Origin of the sequence: Paenibacillus sp. J22TS3, assembly GCF_018403205.1 — a bacterium.
GTDB lineage: Bacteria > Bacillota > Bacilli > Paenibacillales > Paenibacillaceae > Fontibacillus > Fontibacillus tuaregi.
In genome coordinates, this window is sequence record NZ_BOSF01000002.1 from 149,712 (window position 1) to 168,343 (window position 18,632).

General features: G+C 53.8%; 12 protein-coding genes. 10 read left to right on the forward strand and 2 right to left on the reverse strand.

Annotated features, from left to right (window positions below):
* Positions 1-83: 83 nt before the first annotated feature.
* Both KJS63_RS06575 and KJS63_RS06580 read right to left on the reverse strand, forming a co-directional pair.
* Complete coding sequence (locus KJS63_RS06575) at positions 84-3,266, reverse strand: glycosyl hydrolase family 18 protein (RefSeq protein ID WP_213618439.1); 3,183 nt, start codon at positions 3,264-3,266, stop codon at positions 84-86.
* An 89-nt stretch (positions 3,267-3,355) separates the two neighbouring features.
* Positions 3,356-5,527 carry a glycosyl hydrolase family 18 protein gene (locus KJS63_RS06580; protein ID WP_213618440.1) on the reverse strand — a complete coding sequence of 724 codons (2,172 nt, stop codon included), beginning with the start codon at positions 5,525-5,527 and terminating at the stop codon, positions 3,356-3,358.
* A gap of 635 nt (positions 5,528-6,162) precedes the next feature.
* Here KJS63_RS06580 and KJS63_RS06585 point away from each other — a divergent pair.
* The 10 genes from KJS63_RS06585 (at position 6,163) to KJS63_RS06630 (ending at position 18,509) form a co-directional block, all read left to right on the forward strand.
* Positions 6,163-6,267, forward strand: coding sequence for a potassium-transporting ATPase subunit F (locus KJS63_RS06585; RefSeq protein WP_213618441.1), 105 nt, complete (start codon positions 6,163-6,165; stop codon positions 6,265-6,267).
* Between the two features lie 47 nt (positions 6,268-6,314).
* On the forward strand, positions 6,315-7,985 hold the full coding sequence (kdpA, locus tag KJS63_RS06590; protein ID WP_213618921.1) for a potassium-transporting ATPase subunit KdpA: 1,671 nt from the start codon (positions 6,315-6,317) through the stop codon (positions 7,983-7,985).
* 35 nt (positions 7,986-8,020) lie between these two features.
* Positions 8,021-10,057, forward strand: a complete 2,037-nt coding sequence (gene kdpB, locus KJS63_RS06595) for a potassium-transporting ATPase subunit KdpB (RefSeq protein ID WP_068619835.1) — start codon at positions 8,021-8,023, stop codon at positions 10,055-10,057.
* Between the two features lie 34 nt (positions 10,058-10,091).
* On the forward strand, positions 10,092-10,655 hold the full coding sequence (gene kdpC / locus KJS63_RS06600; RefSeq protein ID WP_213618442.1) for a potassium-transporting ATPase subunit KdpC: 564 nt from the start codon (positions 10,092-10,094) through the stop codon (positions 10,653-10,655).
* 219 nt (positions 10,656-10,874) lie between these two features.
* Entirely contained in the window at positions 10,875-13,181 is a 2,307-nt protein-coding gene (locus tag KJS63_RS06605; RefSeq protein ID WP_213618443.1) for a histidine kinase, read from the forward strand.
* Between the two features lie 4 nt (positions 13,182-13,185).
* Positions 13,186-14,718: an ATP-binding protein gene (locus KJS63_RS06610; RefSeq protein ID WP_213618444.1), complete on the forward strand. Its 1,533-nt coding sequence runs from the start codon at positions 13,186-13,188 to the stop codon at positions 14,716-14,718.
* Positions 14,715-15,413, forward strand: coding sequence for a response regulator (locus tag KJS63_RS06615; protein WP_068619831.1), 699 nt, complete (start codon positions 14,715-14,717; stop codon positions 15,411-15,413). Before KJS63_RS06610 ends, KJS63_RS06615 begins: the two co-directional genes overlap by 4 nt.
* A 243-nt stretch (positions 15,414-15,656) precedes the next feature.
* The gene (locus KJS63_RS06620) at positions 15,657-16,706 is read left to right on the forward strand and encodes an ABC transporter substrate-binding protein (RefSeq protein ID WP_374706260.1); all 1,050 of its coding nucleotides are present in this window, start codon (positions 15,657-15,659) and stop codon (positions 16,704-16,706) included.
* A gap of 62 nt (positions 16,707-16,768) precedes the next feature.
* The gene (locus tag KJS63_RS06625) at positions 16,769-17,659 is read left to right on the forward strand and encodes an ABC transporter ATP-binding protein (RefSeq protein WP_213618446.1); all 891 of its coding nucleotides are present in this window, start codon (positions 16,769-16,771) and stop codon (positions 17,657-17,659) included.
* Positions 17,652-18,509: an ABC transporter permease gene (locus tag KJS63_RS06630; protein ID WP_213618447.1), complete on the forward strand. Its 858-nt coding sequence runs from the start codon at positions 17,652-17,654 to the stop codon at positions 18,507-18,509. Before KJS63_RS06625 ends, KJS63_RS06630 begins: the two co-directional genes overlap by 8 nt.
* Positions 18,510-18,632 lie beyond the last annotated feature (123 nt).

Below are 18,632 nucleotides of genomic sequence, written 5' to 3' on the forward strand. Positions count from 1 at the left end.
GCAGATTGGAGGACGTCTCCGGGGAAGCGGCGAATTTGGGAATTTTGTTCTTGTCGATCAGCGGCAGCTAAGGGCTTATGGCTTTAAGGTTGAAGGCTCCATAAGGCCGGGACGTTCGGCGGTTCCCATCCTGGAAGCGAGGTGTGCGGCTGTGTGCATTTGTACACCTTGCCGGAATAAGCAACCAGGTCGTCTTTCACATAAGCCTTGTTGGCCACCCATGCCGGAGCGGCGGGAGCGGCAGGGTCAGTCGTTACCGTCAAAGGACTGCTTGCCGGTGAAGCGTTGCCGGCCGCATCCTTCGCCACCACTGTGAAAGTATACGCGGTGTTTGCGGTAAGCCCATTCACCACAGCGGTAAGTGTGCTGCTGTTTACCGAAGTGACGGGCGTGCTTCCCTGATACACGTCATATCCGGTGACCCCGGTATTGTCGGTGGAAGCCGACCAGGTTAGGGTTACACTCGTCTGCGTTTTGGCCGCAGCGGCCAAACCTGTTGGCGCTGTAGGCGGCGTTGTATCCGAAGACGGAGCGTCCGTCGTCACGGCGGCTTCATTGCTGGCTGCGGATACATTGCCCGCGGCATCCTTGGCTTTCACGATGAAGGCGTACGCCGTGCTTGGTGTCAGGCCGGTTGCCGTAGCCGTGAGCGTGGTTCCGTTCACGGAGGTGGCCAGCGTGCTTCCGCTGTACACCTCATAGCCGGTGACTCCGATATTGTCGGTGGAAGCCGACCACTTCAAGGTGACTGAGGTGGATGTCTTGGCTGTCGCGGTCAAGCCTGCCGGCGCAGAGGGCGCAGTGGTGTCATACGCGGGCAGGGTTATCGTGGCCGCATTGCTCGCCGCGGATACGTTGCCCGCGGCATCCTTGGCCTTCACGGTGAAGGCATAGGCCGTTCCGGCCGCAAGCCCGTTCACCGTGTAAGTCGTAGCGGCCGCGCTGCCGATCAGGGCGCTGCCCTGGTAGACATCATAGCCGGTGACGCCAAGATTGTCGCTGGCCGCAGTCCAGGTAAGCTTCACCGATCCCGCACCCTGTGCTGCAGCAGTCAGACCGGTTGGTGCCGAAGGTGGCTGGGTGTCTGCAGGAGGTGCGGCTTGAAGCTGCCACAAGGTCGGCGAGGAAGAAGGCTCCCAGCCGGTCAGTGAAGTATGGGCATAGATGCATTTGTACAGGTTGCCATTATAAGTCACATAGGAACCGGAGGTATAAGCCGTATTTGGCTGCCAGACCGGATAATTCGGGTCGGCCTGGGTGGTTACACTGATGCTCGGACTGGCCGCTGAGGCGTTGCCCGACAGGTCCTTCGCTTTTACATAGAAGCTGTAGGTGGTTCCCGCCGTTAATCCTGTGATCGTCTCTTTGGTATCCTGGGTGGACTTGACCAGATCTCCGTTCTGGTAGATGTCATAACTGCCGATGTCGTCATTATCCGTAGAGGCGCTCCAGGTCAAAGTGACGGAGGTCTTCGTCTTGGCCGCAGCAGTTAAGTTTGCAGGCACGGTTGGCGGCTCATGATCCACGATCGGTGGGGCAGTCACCACAGTCAAGGCATTGCTGGCGGGTGATGTATTGCCCGCAGCATCCTTGGCTTTAACGGTGAAGGTGTAGGAGGTGCTGCCGGTTAGTCCTTTAACGAGCGCGGTTGTGGTTGCTCCATCCACCGTTTTGACCAGAGTATTGCCTTGGTATACCTCATAGGACATCACCCCGACATTGTCTGTGGATGCGGTCCAGCTCAAGGTGACCTTCTTGTCTGTGTGGTTTGGCGAGGTCAAATTCCCTGGTGCGGTTGGTGCGGTGGTGTCTGCCGGGAGAGTTCCTGTGCTCAGATCGCTGACCACTTTATCGAGCAGTTTCGGTCCGGTGCAGCTGAATTTCGGACTGATCCGGCAGTCTGAGCTGAATTCCCAGAACATCGCTCCGCCCAGATATTTGTTCTTGATGTAAGCCGTCTTGTAACCGATGGATTCCACATCGTCATATGAAATGAAGATTTTGGTGCTCGGATTGTACAGGTACGGCACCTTGGCCGTATCGTTCCAATAACGGGTGTATCCGTTCTTGTTCACATAATTGGCTGCAATATCTCCGTAATCGAACACACCCGTGTTGCCAGAGTTCTGGTCATCCCAGGTTCCTACGGGAGACCATTTGTAGGTTGAGCTTGGGTCCGCTGCGCAGGTCTGGAATTGTCCGTCATTATTCGGCCCAGGCGGACAGTTCTTCCAGCTCCGCGCCATGAATTCCAGGCCGAGCACAATTTTGTTCAGAGGCACTCCGGCTTTTTGATATGCCTGAATCGCACCGTCTACTGTGAAGTTGGAGCTGAGGTAAGGGTCCCTCAGGTCTCCATAGAGGCCGGTATTGTGGCTGGTTGTATCTTCAAAAGATCCGCCGTGGAAATCATACGTCATGATATTAATCCAGTCGAGAATATGGGCAATCTTGGCCAGCTCGGTGTTGTCCACGAATCTCTGGCTGGCCCCTGAAGCGATGGTAAGAAGATATCGCTTCCCATCCTGTTCGCCGGCGGCATCCAGTTGATTGCGGACTTCCTGAAGGAGCAGGGTGTAATTCTCTTTATCCGCTGGGCTGTAGCTGTTGCCAGGAATGGCTTCGACATTCGGATATTCCCAGTCAAGATCGACGCCATCGAATCCGTAGGCTCTTAATGCATCCACGGCCGATTTGGCAAAAGTTCTCCGGGTCTGATCGGTCGCTGCTGTATCCGAGAATCGGTTAGACCAGGTCCAGCCGCCAACCGACAGAATCGTCTTGAGCTGCGGGTTCTTGGCCTTCAAGGCGCGGAGGGCTCCGAAATTCCCGCAGGCCGCGTCGGCCCAGCAGCCCGTTGTCGGTCCACCTGGAGTAGGACGGAGCGCATCGGCGTCGGGATCACCAAGTACAATGCTGCCGTTCGGCACATTGCCTGACTGGAGAGGAATTCCGCTTTGGGTGCACGGCCAAGTTTGTTTGTTCGGATTCGACGGATCGGTGGACGGATTCCCGTGCTTGCCATTCCAGCAAATATCCGCGAAAGCATAGTTGATATGTGTGACCTTGGATACATCGATGTCAGACACGTTGTAGCTCCGGCCGTAGATTCCCCAGGAAGGGAAGTAGCCAACGATTTTGTAATTGCTGTTAGCCGGGGCAGCTGCGGCAGTGCCGCTAGTCTCCCCTTGGAGGATCGGAGAGAAGGAAATTAAAAAGCTGAGCAGTGTGAATAGAGCCGTCTTCCATAACCTGCTTCCGCGCATGGATTTGCCCCCTTAATATAAATCACATTGTTTAATTCCAAGTTCTTAAGTCTCTTAGATCCCTTAGATTCCCTGTATCCTTAGATCTTTTATTTCTTGCTCCAGAGTGCAGGCACATTCGGCGGCTCCCAGCCCGTTAAGGAAGTGTGAGCCAATCGGCATTTATAGACAGCTCCGTTGTAAGTGACTTCGGCGTTTAGCGCATAGGCTGTATTAGGAGCCCAGGCAGGTGCGGTAACTGGACCTGAGGAATCAGTTGTAACCGTAACCGCGTTGCTGGCAGCGGATATATTCCCGGCGGCATCCTTGGCCTTGACCGTAAAGGTATAAGCCGTTGCGGCAGTCAGGCCTGTAGCGGTATAGGTAAGCGTGGAGCCGGATACCGAGCCTGCCAACGCAGAGCCTTTGTAAATGTCATAACCGGTGACCCCAACATTATCCGTGGAAGCGGACCACTGGAGAACAACGGTTGTATCCGTATGGCTTGAAGATGTCAGATTCGCCGGGGCTGAAGGCGCCTGCGTATCTGCGGATGGAGCTTTGGTAGAGACGGTAAGAGGTGTGCTGGCAGCCGATATGTTGCCTGCGGCGTCTGCGGCTTTAACGGTAAAAGTATAAGACGTTTGCGGAGTAAGTCCGTTTACGGTATAGGTGGTGCCTGTAGTGCGGGTAAGTCGTGTGTTTCCTTGATAAATGTCGTAGCCGGTGACACCTACGTTGTCCTGGGATGGGTCCCATTTCAGAGTGATCGAGTTCGATGATTGCGACGGTGAGATTAGATTGGATGGGATGGTTGGTGCAGTAGTATCGACAGGTATGGAAGATGATCCGAGTTCAGTGGCGAGCTGGTCCAGCAGCTTCGGTCCCGTACATGCATATTTCGGGCTTGTCCGGCAATCCTCACTGAGCTCCCAGACCATAGCTCCCCCGAGCGCACGGGTTTTGATGTAGCTGGTTTTGGCTGTCAAGGATTGTGAATCTTCATAACTGATAAAAATTTTGCTTGTAGGGTTATAGAGGTAAGGAACTTTGGCGGCTGCATTCCAGTGTCTTACAAACCCGTTCTTGCCCACATAGTTCGCGGCGAGGTCGCCATAATCGAACATGCCGGAGGCGCCGGTCTCGAAAGTATCCCAGGTTCCGTTAGGGATATAGCTGCCGTTAAAGTCCGGGGTGCAGGCCTGATACTGGCCGTCACCGTTTGGTCCTGGCGCGCAGTTCTTCCAGCCGCGGCCGTAGAATGGGACACCGAGCACAATCTTGGAAGTTGGGACTCCTGCGTTCACATAGGCATTGATGGCATAATCAGCACTGAGCTTATTAGGATCTGGATCGCTTGGATCAGAATAGAGCGGGGCATTGTGGTTGGTGCTCTGCTCCCAGTCTCCGTGGAAGTCATAGGTCATAATGTTAATCCAGTCAAGAATTTGGGCGATCGTGGAGATTTCAGTGGTTTGGGTATAGGATTCATTTGCACGGCTTGCAATCGTCAGCAGGTACGATTTGCCGTCCTGGGCACCAGCGGCGTTGAGCTTGGCGCGGGTCTCTTGAAGAAGCAGTGTGAAGTTGTGTTTATCTTCCGGGCGGCGGCTGTTATCCGGCAATCCGTCGCTTACCGGGTATTCCCAGTCAATATCAATGCCATCGAAACCATAAGTGCGAATGATATTTACGGCGGAGTTTGCAAAATTCGTCCGGGTTACCGGGTCTGCGGCGACATCCGAGAACCGGTTGGACCAAGTCCAGCCGCCAACGGACAGCAGCGTCTTGAGATTCGGATTGGACTTCTTCAGCTGCTGAAGCTTGTAGAAGTTCCCGCATTTCCCTTTTTCACACTCCTCCCATTCGAGAGGCACTCCGTCACTGTTGTTCACATCCGCCCAAGGGTCGCCGAGCACGATTGCCCCGTTAGGCACTGACCCGGTCTGGGTTGGAACTCCTTTATCGGTACAGTTCCATGTTTTCGGGTTAGGGTTGCCGGGGTCCGGGGAAGGGTTGCCGTGTCGCCCGTTCCAGCACAGATCGGCAAAAGCGTAATTGATATGTGTTAATTTCGAAGCATTGATATTCTCTACTTGGTAATTCGGATCGTAGATGCCCCAGTTGGTGTAATATCCAACAACCTTATAGGAGGAGCTTGAGGAGCCTCCGGCTTCGGCCCGGGCGGTGCCGGTTCCCAGTGTGAGTGTCCAGGAGGAGAGAATCAGAAGAAAGCTTAGCAATACGAATAAGGCCTTTTTCTTAATTTGCTTTACGTGCATTATTCACCCTTCTTTCGGTTTGAAATGCTTGAACGGGCATGTTCGGATATCCATTGAACATGACGCCCAAGATGCCTTGCAGATTCCGTGTGTTGCTTAGTTCACCTCCTTTCATGGAATCCAACGGGCACTCTCTCTTGCCGGAAAAAGGGACATCTATAGAGACGGACTTACCTAATTAAAGCCGCCTTTATTTCGGTAATTGCCTTAAATATTTATTTAATCCATTAATTGTAATTCCTCCTGACAGGTACTTATTCTAATCCTAAAGTTTCACTTCTTCAAGCATTTGGATAGGATAAATTTGTATTATTATCCAACTAATTTTGTGAAAATTAGAGGAATGTATAACCCTCGTCCAAATTCAAAACAAGAGACTGATCGGGCATACAGCCTGGCAGTCTCTTGTTTGTTATACTCCAGTTTCTTTGCTTGCGGGCTTGCTGAAATGACCGGATTTCGCCCAATTTTTATGTTTTTTTTACAGGTACGCCAGGGATTCTTAACCGCTTTTTTATACGGCTTGGCGCTACAATGAGTCCATGGCAGGGAGGTGCTGGCTGTGGACAATGATCTGGTGATGCTCGGACTGCTTGTACTAAGCTTCCTGGGGTTCTGGGGAATTGTGAAATTAAGTGAGAAAGCGTAAGGGGGAAGCAGCTGTGATCGTAATGGGGCTGATTGCGTTAGCCATTATGGTGTATCTCGGATTTGTGCTGATCAAGCCTGAGAAATTTTGATCTTGAAGTTGAACTAATGTGAGCAAGGAGAGAGACCTGATATGGGGATGGGATTGTTGCAGGTTGGAATTATCGTCATAATTTTTCTGCTTCTCGTAAAGCCGATGGGCATTTATCTGGTCAAGGTGTTCGGGAATGAGGAGAGCAGGCTGGGTAAGGTGTTCGGCCCTGTGGAGCGGGTAATCTACCGGATTATGGGTGTGCGCGAGCAGGAATCAATGGGTTGGAAAAAATACGCGGGAGCTGTGCTGCTGGTCAACTTCGTCATGCTGGTTCTGATGTACATCGTGTTCCGCATTCAGAAATATTTGCCGCTCAATCCGGACGGGCTGGACAATGTGCCGCCTGGCCTGGCTTTTAATACGGCGGTGTCGTTCATTACGAACACGAACTGGCAGGCCTACAGCGGGGAGAACACGCTGTCGTACTTGTCACAAATGATCGCTATCACATTCCCGATGTTCACCTCAGCGGCCACGGGATTTGCCATCGCGGTGGCTTTTATCCGCGGATTGATTGGCCGGCAGGACAACTTGGGGAATTTCTATGTTGATTTGACCCGCACGATTACGCGGGTTCTGCTTCCTTTGAGTTTTGTGGTAGCTATAGTCCTCGTTGCGCAGGGGGTTCCACAAACATTGCTTGGAGCGGTGCATGCGACGACGCTGGATGGGGTAGGTCAGACCATTACGCGAGGCCTTGTGGCCAGCTTTGAATCGATCAAGCATTTGGGTACGAATGGGGGCGGCTGGTTCGGTACGAACGCAGCTCATCCGTTTGAGAACCCGACACCGCTGTCGAACGTGGTGCATATGGTCTGCATGATGCTTTTGCCAACGGCACTTGTATACGCGTTCGGACTGTGGGTTAAAGACAAACGTCAGGGCTGGGCTTTATTCACCGCCATGGGACTTATTTTTCTGGTTATGCTGGCTACCGTACTCTATTCGGAATACCGGGGTGTGCCTGCTGTTCAGGCGGTTGGGGTTCAAGGAAATATGGAAGGCAAGGAAGTCAGGCTGGGTGCTTCGGAATCAGCCCTGTTCACTACGGTAACTACAGCGGCGACGACAGGTAGTGTCAATAATATGCACGAGTCTCTGACCCCGCTGGGCGGATTCGTCCCGCTTGCCCAGATGATGCTGAATAACGTCTTCGGGGGCAAAGGGGTAGGGCTGCTGAATGGACTGCTGTACTTGATCCTATCGGTATTTATCTGCGGTCTTATGGTGGGACGGACACCGGAATTTCTGGGGAAAAAGATCGAGGGGCGCGAAGTCAAGCTGGCCGCTGTGGCCATCCTTATTCATCCGTTAATTATCCTGGCCCCTACCGCATTGGCCCTGGCTCTTCCGGGTGCTACGGCTTCCATAGCGAATCCGGGCATGCACGGCTTGTCGGAAGTGCTGTATGCCTTCGCTTCTGGAGCTGCCAACAATGGCTCGGCTTTTGCCGGACTTGGTGCCAACACGGTCTTCTATAATGTGGCGATCGGACTTGTAATGCTTGCGGGCCGTTATATTTCAATCATTGTGATGCTCGCTATCGCAGGTTCGCTGGCAGTTAAACGGGTTGTTCCGGTGACCTCGGGAACGCTGCGGACGAATACGCCACTGTTCACCGGGATTCTGATCATGATTATAGTGGTCATCGGGGCGCTTACTTTCTTCCCGGCGCTTGTGCTGGGACCGATTGCTGAACATATGGCCGCATTATAACGGAAAGTGTAATAGAGAAGGAGGACTGGCGTGTTGTGGAACGAAAACCAACGCTGAATAAAGAGCTCGTGAACCGGGCGGTTATAGATGCATTTAAGAAATTGAACCCACTTGTGATGATGAAGAATCCAGTTATGTTTGTGGTGGAGATCGGGACTGTGATCACATTGATTCTGACTCTTGTGCCAGATTTGTTCGGAGCGACAGATGTGGGGCGCGGTTATAATCTTGCCGTGTTCCTGATCCTGCTCTTCACTGTGCTGTTCGCCAACTTCGCCGAAGCGCTTGCTGAAGGACGGGGCAAGGCCCAGGCCGATTCCATGAGGAAGACCAAGTCGGATACGATGGCCAGAGTGGTTCAGAAGGATGGCTCCTATAAGGAAGTCTCCTCTACCCAACTTCGCATTGGCGATGTGGTCCGGGTAGAGGCCGGGGAAGTAATCCCTTCTGACGGAGAGATTATTGAGGGCCTGGCCTCCATCGATGAGTCGGCTATAACCGGGGAATCCGCGCCTGTGATCAAGGAAGCTGGAGGCGACTTCTCCTCGGTTACCGGCGGGACACGGGTTGCCTCCGACTTCATTGTTGTAAAGGTGACGACTGATCCCGGCGAGTCTTTCATGGACCGGATGATTGCGCTGGTGGAGGGAGCCAAGCGGCAGAAAACGCCAAATGAGATCGCGCTGACCACGCTGCTTGCCGTGCTCACCCTGATCTTCCTGATCGTAATTGTCACGATGGTTCCCATGGCTCAATATTTGGGCGTAAAGCTTGAAATTTCGACCTTGATTGCCCTGCTTGTCTGTCTGATTCCCACGACTATTGGCGGCTTGTTGTCTGCTATCGGGATTGCGGGGATGGACCGGGTGACTCAATATAATGTGCTGGCGATGTCTGGCCGCGCGGTGGAGGCGGCGGGCGACATTGATACGATGATTCTGGATAAGACCGGAACGATTACGTTCGGGAACCGGATGGCCTCCGAATTCGTACCGGTGAGCGGGGTTAGCGGCAAAGAGGTGACCTTCGCTTCCCTTCAAGCCTCAGTGAAGGACGAAACGCCAGAGGGCAGATCGATTGTTGAATTGGCGCACCGGCTTGGCGAGAATTGGCCAGAGCCTGCCTATGAAGGAGCCGAAGTGGTGGAATTTACGGCAGAGACCCGGATGTCAGGGCTTAATCTTGCGGATGGGACGAAGATTCGCAAAGGGGCGGTTGATTCTATTGTTCATCATGTCCATTCTCTTGGCGGCAAAGCACCTGCCGATTTGGAATCCATAACAAACACCATAGCCAAAGCCGGAGGAACCCCGCTGGCTGTAGCGGTAAACGACCGGGTATATGGAGTGATCTACCTTAAGGATACGGTGAAGCCAGGACTTAAGGAGCGGTTCGCTGAGCTGCGTGCTATGGGCATCAAGACGGTTATGTGCACCGGGGATAATCCGCTGACTGCAGCTACGATTGCCCTTGAGGCCGGAGTGGATGAATTCATTGCCGAAGCGAAGCCGGAGGATAAGATCGCCGCTATCAAAAAGGAGCAGCAGGAGGGCAAGCTGGTGGCGATGACCGGAGACGGTACGAATGATGCCCCGGCTCTGGCTCAGGCCGATGTGGGTCTGGCAATGAATTCGGGGACTATGGCCGCCAAGGAGGCAGCCAACATGATTGATCTGGATTCCGATCCAACCAAGCTGTTGTCTGTCATTTCCATAGGCAAACAGCTGCTCATTACCCGGGGGGCACTGACCACGTTCTCGATTTCCAATGACATCGCCAAGTACTTTGCGATTATCCCGGCCATGTTCATTCTGGCTATGCCCCAGCTGCAGGGGCTGAATATCATGGGGCTGGCCTCGCCGGAATCGGCGATTCTCTCCGCTCTGATCTTCAATGCCATTATCATTCCGCTGCTGATTCCTATAGCGATGAAGGGTGTGAAGTACCGGGCTGTGTCGGCTGATAAGCTGCTGCTGCGTAATGTTCTGCTCTACGGCATCGGCGGGGTTGTGGTGCCGTTCCTAGGTATCAAGCTGATTGACATGCTGCTGCATGGATTGAATCTGGTGTAAAAATGGATGCGATGACAAGAAACGGGGAGATAACATGCTTAAATCTGTGACTATAGCGATTCGGCTATCCTTGGTGCTCATGCTGATCTGCGGAGTGGTTTATCCGCTTGTTACGACAGGTGTTGCCCAAGCGGTCTTTCATGACAAGGCGAATGGCAGTCTTGTGGAATCCGGCGGCAAGGTGATCGGCTCGGAGCTGCTTGGGCAGAAGTTCGATTCGCCAAAATGGTTCCATTCCCGTCCGTCCGCCGGGGATTATGATGCGGCGGCCTCAACCGGTTCGAACCGGGCGGTTGCCTCAAGCGAGTATGCCAAGGAGATGAAAGAGAAGATAGCCAGCCTCTACAAAGAGAATCCGGGACTTCAGTCCGTGCCTGCGGACCTGGTGACCGCCTCCGGCTCGGGTCTTGACCCGGACCTGTCCCCGGAAGGGGCCAAGGCGCAAATTCCGAGAGTCAGCAAGGAGACTGGAATCAGCGAACAGCAGCTGAACCGGCTGATCGACGACCATACAACGGGCCGACAGCTCGGTGTGTTTGGCGAACCCCGGGTGAATGTGCTGGAGCTGAACCAGGCGCTTCTCAGTGAAATGAAATAAAACGACGGCCGCTCCCGGAATACCGGGGGTGGCTTCTGTGTGTAACTGGAGCTGTACAGGTCGAGGCAGGGCGAAGTAACGGAACAGCACCGCACGCCATAGGCAGAAATGCTGAAGTGTAGAGTAATGGAGCAGCAAACGGTTGTACATAATTCCTAAGAACAGGGAATATTGAACGGCGGAGAATGCGGACAAAGCGGAGAAGAAGGGGAGATCGGCATGGAGGGTTTTCATAGAAAGTCGCCGGAGGAGATTCTGCAGTCTATTTCCAAGCTGCACAGGGGAAGCTTTAAGATCTATATCGGTGCGGTAAGCGGGTCTGGCAAGACTTATCATATGCTGCGGGAAGGTCAGGCGCTCAGACAGCAGGGCATTGATGTTGTGATTTGTGCGGTATCCACGCTACAACGTCCGGAAACCGTGGAGCAGCTTGGGAACCTGGAGCGAATCCCTAGTATTCATTGGACCAAGGATGGAAGGGAGTGCAAGGACCTTAATATCGAGGCGCTGATCGAGCGGAATCCTGAGGTGGTGCTGGTTGATGATCTGGCCCACCGGAACCGGCCGGGAGCCCGGAATCCGAGCAGACTCGAGGATATCAAGTACCTTTTGTCCCATAACATCAGCGTGATCACCACGGTCAATGTCTATGAACTGGAAGAGACGATGGAGGTGGCCCAGAAGCTGACCGGCATTGAGGTGAGCCAGTATGTGCCGGCTGATACATTGGAGCTGGCCGATGAAGTCAGACTGATTGACGTCACGCCTGAAACCATTCTAGGACGGCTTGAGGACGGACACCTTGACCGCAGCCTGTCATCAAATCTTTTCAAGAGGGGCAACTTGGGCGTTCTTCGGGAGCTTGCCCTGCGTCTTGTGGCTGAAGGGGTGAACGAGTCCTTGGAGGCCCACCGGGAGAAGATGGGCTTTACGGGGCCTTCAGGAGCTTCCGAGCGTATCCTGGTTTCCACCCAATATCACTGGAACGGCTCTATCTATGTGCGGCGAGGACAGCAGATTGCTAAACGGTTGAACGGAGAGCTGCTTGTGGTAACCCTCCGCAATTTTCGCAAACCCTTGTCGAAGGAAGCCGTGGCCTTCTGCAAATCTATTATGAAGCTGGTGGATAAGGTGGGGGGGCAGTTCGAGGAGCTGCCTTTTCACTCCCGTCGCGGTATCTCAAGGGCTCTGGTCGATTATGCCATGAAGAACCGGGTGACCCGGATGGTGCTGGGCCACTCCAGGCAGACTCCCTGGCAGACCTTGTGGCAGGGCTCCATCGTCGATGAGGTGCTGCGGAAGTCCTCCCATCTGGATGTGTTCGTAGTGGCTGACCGGGCATTGCAGGAGGGGGAGAGGATTCTGCCGGCAAGCCTGCGTAAAAGCAAAGAGCCTACGGCTTATCGCAGGCTGAGCCGCCAGGAGGTCGAGGAGAAGATCGGGCAGATTACCCGCGGGAAATTCAAGGTATATATCGGTGCCGCCCCAGGGGTAGGCAAGACCTATACGATGCTGCGGGAGGGGAATGACCTGCTCAAAAAAGGAGTGGACGTCCGAATCGGGCTGCTGGAGACGCATGGCCGGGAGGAGACGATCGCCCAACTCGGAAGTCTTGAGGTGATTCCCCGCAAGGAAGTCCTCTATCAGAATGTCAGATTGGAGGAAATGGATACAGAAGCGATTATCCGTCTCGCCCCCGAGGTGGTGCTGGTGGATGAGCTGGCCCATACGAATGTTCCCGGCAGCAGGAACGAGAAGCGGTACGAGGATGTTTTGGATATTCTGGATGCAGGGATTTCCGTGATTGCGACCGTCAATGTTCAGCACTTGGAGAGTCTGAACGATGCGGTGGAGCATATCACAGGCATTCGGGTCCGGGAGACGGTTCCCGACAGCATCCTGCGTGCTGCAGACGAGGTCCAGTTGATTGATGTGTCACCTGAAGCCCTCCAGACGAGGATGCGGGAAGGGAAAATATATGCAATGGCCAAGGTGGACCAGGCTCTGAATCACTTCTTCAAGACAGGCAATTTGATCGCACTCAGGGAGCTAGCTCTGCGCGAGATTGCAGATGATGTGGATGAGAGGCTTGAGTCCATGGAGCGGAATCACTCACTGCGGGGACCTTGGCGGAGAACCGAAGTCATCTATGTGTGTGTGACGGCGAAGTGCCAGGCGGAGCGGTTAATCCGCCGAGGGTTCCGGATTGCTTATCGGCTGAAGGCCAAGTGGCATGTAAGCTGTGTTCTTCGAAACAGACAGGCACAAGATTTGGGCAGCCGGTTAACCGAGCTGGAGAAGCTAACGGTCCGGCTGGGCGGCCAATTCTCTGTTCACGAGGTGGAGAGTGCCAAGCGGATTCCTTATTTGTTCGCTGATCAGGCCAGGGCAGCCGGGGCCACACAGATTATTCTCGGGAAGGACCTGTCCGTGACCCGGAGGCTGCTGCCATTAACCCGAAATATCGACGTGCTGATCACAGCTGATTCGGGAACGTGGCAATCCTGCGGAAATCGGATAAAATAGGAATATGGAACAGAAAACGACGGAATCATTCATATGGAAACCGTATTTGATTACGGTGCTGTTTATTGTTTTGATGACGATTGGCCTTCGGGCCACCAGGGATTTTTTTGACCAGGTTAATGCGGTGCTTCTATATCTGGTGCCTGTGCTGTACAGTGCCGTGAGATGGGGAAGGGGACCTGCATTCTTCACTGCGGGGATAGGCATTCTCGCCTTTGACTTCTTTTTCGTGCCCCCGGTATTCAGCTTTACGGTATCGGATCTAAGATATTTGATCTCATTTATAGTATTCATGTCCGTAGCCGGACTGACAGCAGGGCTTGCCTCCAAGCTGAGAAGCCAAATAGTTCAGGCCCGGCAGAGAGAAGCGAGCACGGCCGCGCTGTATGCCTTGAGCCGCAAGATTACAGCTGTGTCGGACCTGGAGGCTTTGCTGGCCGAGGTTGTGCCTCATATTTCGGAAATGCTGAAGGCGCAGGCCGCCGTGCTGCTGCCCTCTAGAGTAGAGCCGATGTCCATGGAGGTGTATCCCATGGATGCGCAAGCATGGGCGGCAGATGAGGCCCATGTGTCGGTGGCCGCCTGGGTATACCGGCATAATGCCATCGCAGGACGGGGGACCAAGTCCCTACGGGAAGCTTCGGAGTTGTATGTCCCCCTGCATACAGGCCGTCAGGTTCACGGTGTCCTGGTTATTAGTGTTGGGGACATTCCGCTGGCCGAGATGCCGGGTTTAATCCTGACGGCAGAAGCTTTGTCAGACCTGGTGGCCGTGGCCATCTCTAGGGTGAAGCTCGCCAGTGAAGCCAAGGTTGCCCAGCTCTCGGCGGAGTCGGAGAAGCTGCGGACGGCGATGCTCGATTCACTCTCTCATGAGCTGCGGACCCCGCTTGCGGCGGTTACCGGTTCGGTGACCAGTCTTCTGGAACACGAGTCCCTCTTTACCCCGGAAGATCGCAGGGAGCTGCTGGTCACGATACGTGAGGGGGCGGGCCGGATGAACAGGCTGGTCGGCAACCTGCTGGGCATGGTCCGGATCGAGAGCGGCATGCTGCGCTTGAACAAGCATTGGTGCGGGGTGGAGGATATCGTAGGCGTTGCGCTTACCCAGCTGAAGGACAGCTTACAGCAGCGGGTGGTGGACGTCCGTTTTGACCCGGATCTGCCTTCAGTTCCACTAGATGAAGTGCTGATGGAGCAGGTGCTGATCAATGTGATCAGCAATGCGGTGAAATATTCGCCGGAGAACAGCCGGATTCTAATTGAGGCAGGCCGAAGCGGGGCAATGCTGGAGCTGAAGGTGCGCGACGAGGGTAAAGGAATCCCGGCGGGCGAGCTTCAGATGGTGTTTGAGAAGTTCTACAGGGGGAAGGCAACCAGCTCAATTCCTGGAACAGGACTTGGGCTTGCCATTTGCAAAAGCATTGTGGAAGCACATGGAGGAAGAATTACCGCACGAAGTGGGACTGGACAAGGGACCGAAATTGTAATTCTTCTGCCGGTCCACATGGCAGAGGGAGAGGATGGGAAGATATGAGCCTATCAGGCGCGAAGATACTAATCATTGATGATGAACCCCAGATTCGCAAGCTGCTAAGAGTGACGTTGAACGCACACGGTTATGATATTTCAGAGGCGGCGACTGGACAGGAAGGGGTAGTTCAGGCCACGATGATCCGCCCAGATCTGATCGTGCTGGATTTGGGACTGCCTGATATTACCGGGATGGAGGTACTTAGGCAGATCCGCGAGTGGGCACAGATGCCGATCATTATTCTTACGGCGCTGGATCAGGAGCAGGACAAGGTGGAGGCGCTCGACCTGGGGGCGGACGACTATGTCACCAAGCCCTTTGGGATGGGTGAACTGCTTGCCCGCATGCGGGTCGCTCTCAGGCATACCGCGAAGACCCAGGATGAGCCTGTGTTAAGGCTGGGCGGACTGGTCATCGATCTGTCCCAGCGCTTGGTGGAGCTTCATGGTGAGAAGCTGAAGCTGACACCGACAGAATATGATCTGCTTAAAGTCCTGGCCATTAACGCGGGACGTGTCATGACCCACAAGCAGCTGCTGAAGCAGGTATGGGGTGGTCATCAGTATGAGTCCGACAGCCAGTACCTGAGGGTGTATGTTGGCCATTTGCGGAAGAAAATCGAGGAAGATCCGGCAAGGCCGAAATATATCCTGACGGAGCCAGGCATAGGCTACAGGTTCGCTTGGCAGGAAATGTAGAAAGAGGGCGAATAATATTTTTTCCAGAAAAGGTATTGACTACATAGGTGAGAGACTGTAATATCACCTTTAAATCTTAGTAATCTTATTGGTATTTGTTAATTTAATCGACCGGACCACCGGAGACACGATCATCCCCGAGATGAATGTGTCTTTTTTTGTTCCCTGTCACATTCCGCTTTGGTTGATTGGTTGAACGAGCTGGCAGTATGGAAAATGAAAATTTGATTTGAGATGGAGGTCATGCTCATGATTGCTGTTTCCAAAATTGCAGGTACCACAGCCGCAGCCCTGCTGCTGGTGTCAACACTGGTTATATCCGGATGCGGCGGAAGCAAGACAACCACGGCAAGCGCCGCTGGACAGGGCGGGCTCGAGGTATCCGAGCTCCGGTATCAAGGGAGCGTGGGCGCAGTTACTTATCCCGAGTTGGCTGAAGATTTGGGCTATCTGGCTCCGCTGAAACTTAAGTACATCGGAAATACGATCAGTGGACCTCAGGATATCCAGTCAGTTGTTACCGGGGATACGGATTTCGGGGGCGCTTTTAACGGAGCGATTGTAAAGCTGCTTGCAGCCAAGGCCCCAATTACGCCCGTGATTGCTTATTACGGTGTGGATGACAACACATGGACAGGTTATTACGTGCTGGACGGGAGTCCGATTAAGACGGCCAGAGATTTGATTGGCAAGAAGATCGCCGTCAATACGCTCGGGGCCCATCATGAGTTCGTGATCAAGGAATATTTGCACCGTCAGGGATTAACGAAGGAGGAAATCAATCAAGTGACCCTGGTTATTGTTCCACCGGTCACCTCAGAACAGACACTGCGGGCCCAGCAAATTGATGTGGCCACCCTTGGCGGAATTTTGAGAGATAAAGCGTTGGAGCGCGGAGGCATTCATCCGCTGTTCACAGATAAGGATTTGTTCGGTGTCTTTAGTGCCGGAAGTTATGTGCTGACCAAGCAATTTATCCAGCAAAATCCGAAAGCAGCGCGCAAATTTGTGGAAGCTACAGCCCAAGCGATTGAGTGGGCACGGACTACACCCCGCGATGAGGTCGTGGCCAGATACGAGAAGATTATTAACAGCCGTGGCCGCAAGGAAGACACCACCGCCATTAAGTTCTGGAAGAGCACAGGAGTTGCGGGAAAGGGAGGAACGATCTCAGAGGCGGAGTTCAGCACCTGGGTCGATTGGCTGGTGAAGGAAGGCACGCTAAAGCAGGGGGAACTGAATCCGAAGGAATTGTATACCAATGAGTTCAACCCCTATGCGAACGGGAAGTGAAACAGGCAGAACTTGTGAAGAGGTTTGATTAATACCAGTGAAATGAGAGGAAGTGGTTTGATATGTCGAGCACTGCCCTACCCGTAAAAATCAGCATACAGGATGTAAATAAATCTTTTCGGATCAGGCGGAATACAGATCAATCCAGGGACAGCTCGGAGCCGGTTACCGCACTCCAGAATATTAATTTGGACATCCACACTGGGGAGTTTATGGTGATTGTAGGACCATCCGGCTGTGGCAAATCCACCCTGCTGGATCTGGTTGCAGGCCTGACGAAGCCGAGCAGCGGGCAGGTTCTTCTGGATGGAAGACCGATTACCGGTCCTGACCTTGACCGGGGCATTGTGTTCCAGCAGTACGCCTTGTTCCCCTGGAAGACGGCTCTGGCGAATGTGGAGTTTGGTCTTGAGGCCAAGGGGGTTCCACGTAAGGAAAGGAGGAAGCTTGCCTTGGAATACATCCAGCTGGTCGGGTTGGCCGGGTTCGAGCACCGGTATCCGCATGAACTCTCGGGCGGCATGAAGCAGCGGATCGCCATTGCCCGGAGCCTCGCGTATGATCCGGATGTGCTGTTGATGGATGAGCCTTTTGCCGCCTTGGATGCCCAGACCCGGGAGACCCTGCAGAGTGAACTGCTGCGAATTTGGGAAGCTACGGGTAAGACGATTCTGTTCATCACGCACGGAATTGAAGAAGCGGTATATCTGGGCCAGCGGGTTGCGGTCATGACCTCCCGTCCGGGAAGGATTAAGGAAGTGATTACGGTTCCGTTCGAGTCGAGAACCTCGGAGGAGGATCTGCGCGCCCACCCGGACTTTGTGCGGGTAAGACACCAAATCTGGGATTTGCTAAAGGATGAGGTACAGCGGGCACAAGAGCAGGAGAAGAGCCGTGGGCTGAAGGCAGCCGGCTCCAAAATACCAATGAAGGGGGCAGGGTTCAATGGCTAATCCAAGTACAGGAGAGGCGCTGGTCCGTCTTGAGGGCGGCAGGAGGAGTTCGCCAGGCAGGGCAAGGAGTCTGTTGGGATGGGGACTTGGAAGGATTCACCGGGTCTTTAAAGCGGTTATCGTACTGGCCGCATTTCTGGCACTGTGGGAAGCGGCCCCGCGGCTTGGCTGGACCAACGCTACGTTTCTTCCTCCTCTTACCGAGGTTCTTAAGACATGGTGGAGGCTGCTTCTTTCAGGAGAGCTTGCGGAGCATACTCAGGTCAGTCTGGCCCGATCTCTCGGAGGGTTCCTGCTGGCTCTGCTTGTTAGCATTCCGCTCGGGCTGGCTATCGGCTGGTGGAAGACGGCGGCACAATACTTGAACCCGCTGCTCGAATTATTCCGCAATACCGCCGTACTTGCACTTCTTCCCGTTTTTATTATGCTGCTTGGGCTTGGAGAGACCTCGAAGATCGCAATTATTTTCTATGCCTGCGTCTTCCCGCTGCTGCTGAATACAATCAGTGGGGTCCGTAATGTGGATCCGCTGCTGATCAAGTCTGCCCGTTCCATGGGCCTGACTTCGGTGGGATTGTTCCTGAAAGTTGTCTTGCCGGCGTCGGTACCTACGATTTTCGTAGGCATCCGGCAGGCCGGTGCCGCCTCCATTCTGGTGCTGATTGCGGCGGAGATGGCCGGCGCGAAATCCGGCCTCGGCTATTTCGTACAGTACACTCAGTTCAGCTTCCAAATCTCTGAAATGTATGCCGGAATTCTGACCATCTCGATCTTTGGTGTCCTGCTTAATTATGCACTGGTTACCTTGGAGAGGCGTCTGACTTCCTGGAAGCAGACACAGAGTGAATGAAGGGTAAGGAGGGATACGGTAGAGCTTAGCAGAGGATTCGTAGGGTCTGATAAATAGAGTGAGTCTGATAAAGATGAATTGGTTGTTCGGTTGCTTGATTGTTGTGATACTGAGCTGTTGAAC

Coding starts and splice junctions, on each gene's coding strand:
- KJS63_RS06605 (WP_213618443.1), top strand. CDS start 10,875: ATGGAGGGTTTTCATAGAAAGTCGCCGGAGGAGATTCTGCAGTCTATT.
- KJS63_RS06575 (WP_213618439.1), bottom strand. CDS start 3,266: ATGCGCGGAAGCAGGTTATGGAAGACGGCTCTATTCACACTGCTCAGC.
- kdpA (WP_213618921.1), top strand. CDS start 6,315: ATGGGATTGTTGCAGGTTGGAATTATCGTCATAATTTTTCTGCTTCTC.
- KJS63_RS06610 (WP_213618444.1), top strand. CDS start 13,186: ATGGAACAGAAAACGACGGAATCATTCATATGGAAACCGTATTTGATT.
- kdpC (WP_213618442.1), top strand. CDS start 10,092: ATGCTTAAATCTGTGACTATAGCGATTCGGCTATCCTTGGTGCTCATG.
- KJS63_RS06580 (WP_213618440.1), bottom strand. CDS start 5,527: ATGCACGTAAAGCAAATTAAGAAAAAGGCCTTATTCGTATTGCTAAGC.
- KJS63_RS06620 (WP_374706260.1), top strand. CDS start 15,657: ATGCTCATGATTGCTGTTTCCAAAATTGCAGGTACCACAGCCGCAGCC.
- KJS63_RS06630 (WP_213618447.1), top strand. CDS start 17,652: ATGGCTAATCCAAGTACAGGAGAGGCGCTGGTCCGTCTTGAGGGCGGC.
- KJS63_RS06615 (WP_068619831.1), top strand. CDS start 14,715: ATGAGCCTATCAGGCGCGAAGATACTAATCATTGATGATGAACCCCAG.
- KJS63_RS06625 (WP_213618446.1), top strand. CDS start 16,769: ATGTCGAGCACTGCCCTACCCGTAAAAATCAGCATACAGGATGTAAAT.